Origin of the sequence: uncultured Mailhella sp., from assembly GCF_947631555.1 — a bacterium.
Taxonomy (GTDB): domain Bacteria; phylum Desulfobacterota; class Desulfovibrionia; order Desulfovibrionales; family Desulfovibrionaceae; genus Mailhella.
Genome location: NZ_CANRLT010000151.1, coordinates 1 through 2,687 on the forward strand (window position 1 = coordinate 1; position 2,687 = coordinate 2,687).

The following is a 2,687-nucleotide window of genomic DNA, read 5'->3' on the forward strand; positions in this document are numbered from 1 at the left end:
AGTCGCCGGATTTCGCTCTTAATCTGGCGCGGGAGCAGCGTGCCGCGCTGGACCGCATGGACAGTGCCCAGGCCTGGTTGTCGCGCCTGCATGAAATTCTCGCCGTTCTTCCCGCGCGGCATCATGTCCACTCTTTTCAGTCGCCGTCTGAAGTTCCTGCCCCTGATGCGAACCAGCTGAACGTGTGCCTCTGGGTACAGCCTGAGCTGGCCCGATCCCGCCTGTCGCGTTTTCTGAAGTTTCTCTGTTCGCTTTCCTGGAGCAGAAGGAGAAAAGCAATTTCCCTATGTGGGATTAAGCTTCTGGATATAAAAGCGGAACGCTAAGGTGCACAACGGTTGGCTCCGTCACCTGAGGGCAGACATTGACAGCTACTGACACGCAAATGAGGTACTTTCTTTATCATTCATCAGGTTAACAACAGGTCAGATATCAACAGCTGAAACGCTGTATCGAACAGTTTAAAGGAGAACAATTATGACACGAGACGAATTTCTTACGGAAATGCAGGACGTACTTCAGACGGAAGAGGAGATTTCCTTTGCAACCGTGCTGAAGGATCTGGAAGAATGGGATTCGCTTTCCCTGATGGCGACCATGGCTTTTCTGGATAAAACCTTCGGCGTCAAAACGAACATGTCTGACTATCGAGACATGAAGACCATTGAAGACATCGCACAGAAGGCTGGGCTGTAGCATGATTTCCTTCACGGCGGATCAGCGTTTTATCGTCACGGGCGCATCTTCCGGCATTGGTGAAGGCGTTGCTCTGCTGCTCAATGAGCTTGGGGCGACGGTCATCGGCATCGGGCGCAATGAAGAGCGCCTTTTGGCCATGAAGGCAAAAGCCCGCTTCCCGGAGAACGTTTTTCTTGAACAGAAGGATCTCACCGAAGATGTTGCGGGGCTTCCTGCCTATGTGAAGCAGCTTCGCGAAAAATACGGCAAGTTCCAGGGTATGGCGTACTGTGCGGGAGTGGCACAAGTTATGCCACTCAGGGCTGTGGAGCTGGCGGATATCCATGCGATCTTCGCCATCAACTACTTCGCTCCCGTGTTCATGGCAAAAGGTTTCGCGGACAGACGAAACAACAATGGCGGGCGAAGCAGTATGGTCTTTATTGCTTCTGTCGCAGGCGTGCATTGCTCACCGGGCATGACCTCCTATTCCGGATCAAAAGGGGCGCTTATTGCGACCATGCGCTCTTTGGCTCCTGAGCTTGCTCCCGCCGGACTCAGAGTCAACTGTGTTTCTCCTGCATTCATTGAAACAGGTATGGCGAGTGATATCGAACGTGCCTATGCGGAAGGCAAGTACCCCTTTGGTCTGGGGCAGGTCTCCGATGTGGCCAACGTCGTGGCCTTCCTTCTTTCCGAACAGGCACGCTGGATAACGGCACAGAACTATATCATTGATTGCAGAGGAATCTAATGTCCAGGACTCGTTTTGCCCACGTCAAAATCAGCGGCGTGACCTGCGCTGTGCCTGAAAACTTCATCCGCATCGAAGACGAGCTGGAGTTTTTTCATAACGATGTGAAGCTCCTGGAACGCAATAAAAAGATCCTCGGGCTCGGCAAGCGTCATGTGGCGGACGAGCGCACGACCAACGCTGATCTGTGCGAGGCGGCAGCCCGCGATCTCTTCGCCGCGCTGGCGGTGGACAAGGGCAGTATCGACGCGCTCATTGTGGCTTCCATTTCGCATGATTACCACTTGCCGGCCTCGGCCTGCATTCTTCAGGGGCGTCTTGGACTGAGCGAAGACTGCACCTGCTTTGACATAAGCGGGTTGTCCTGTTCCGCCTATGTGCACGGACTGTGGACGGCGCATTCCCTTATCGCCGGCGGAGCGGCCAAAAGATGTCTTTTGCTGTCCGGGGATATTACCAGTCGTCATTCCGACAGGCGCAACCGCAATTCCAATATGCTCTTCGGAGACGCGGGAACGGCCACGCTTCTGGAGTACACCGCTGAGGAACGGCCCGCGTTTTTTGTGACCGGCACACGCGGCACAGGCTGGGACAAGCTCATCGCTCCCGCGGGCGGCTACAGTCTTCCAGTGCAGGAGGATATTGCCGGACTGGAAATCACGGACACCAGTGGGAACGTGTGGCGGCTTTGGGATGATCTCATGAAAGGGATCGATGTGTTCAAGTTTACCACCGAGGTCGGCCCGAAAAGTATCCAGGACCTCCTTGAATTTTCCGGGAAAAGTCTGGAAGACGTCGATTATTTCGCATTCCATCAGGCCAACAGGCAGATTGTCAGTACCGTAGCCAGGTACGCGGGGCTGCCCAGGGAAAAATATTCCACGGATGCGTTCTCTCTGTACGGCAATAGCGGCGCTGCGGCAGTGACCGTCGATATCTGCCGTGAACTCAGCCGTCGTCCCGTAAAGAACCTTTGTATGGTTACCTTCGGAGTCGGTCTTTCCTGGGGAAGCTGCCTGGTGGATATGGAGGGCGCTCTGGTGGCTCCCGTGCGGGAGTATGTGACGCCGGAAGGCAAGATGAACCGCAAGGAAAAGATCAACTACTGGATTTCCTATTTCAAGGAAGGAAACCATGCTTGAAGAAAAGGCCGCCTTGCCGAAGCCGGTGAAACGTACTCTTGAAACCTGGAAGGAGCTTTTCTGATGAGCAATGAAGAAAAATATACCCAGGCCTTCATGCAGGCCTTTGACAT

General features: G+C 54.1%; 3 protein-coding genes. All 3 read left to right on the forward strand.

The annotated features are described in order from the left end of the window. Positions 1-477: 477 nt before the first annotated feature. Genes Q0Z94_RS11730 through Q0Z94_RS11740 form a run of 3 tightly spaced genes read left to right on the forward strand, consistent with a single transcriptional unit; the run spans position 478 to position 2,574 of the window. Entirely contained in the window at positions 478-696 is a 219-nt protein-coding gene (locus Q0Z94_RS11730) for an acyl carrier protein (protein ID WP_298069921.1), read from the forward strand. Between the two features lies 1 nt (position 697). After that, complete coding sequence (locus Q0Z94_RS11735) at positions 698-1,432, forward strand: SDR family oxidoreductase (RefSeq protein ID WP_298069927.1); 735 nt, start codon at positions 698-700, stop codon at positions 1,430-1,432. Further along, entirely contained in the window at positions 1,432-2,574 is a 1,143-nt protein-coding gene (locus Q0Z94_RS11740) for a ketoacyl-ACP synthase III (RefSeq protein WP_298069934.1), read from the forward strand. Before Q0Z94_RS11735 ends, Q0Z94_RS11740 begins: the two co-directional genes overlap by 1 nt. Positions 2,575-2,687 lie beyond the last annotated feature (113 nt).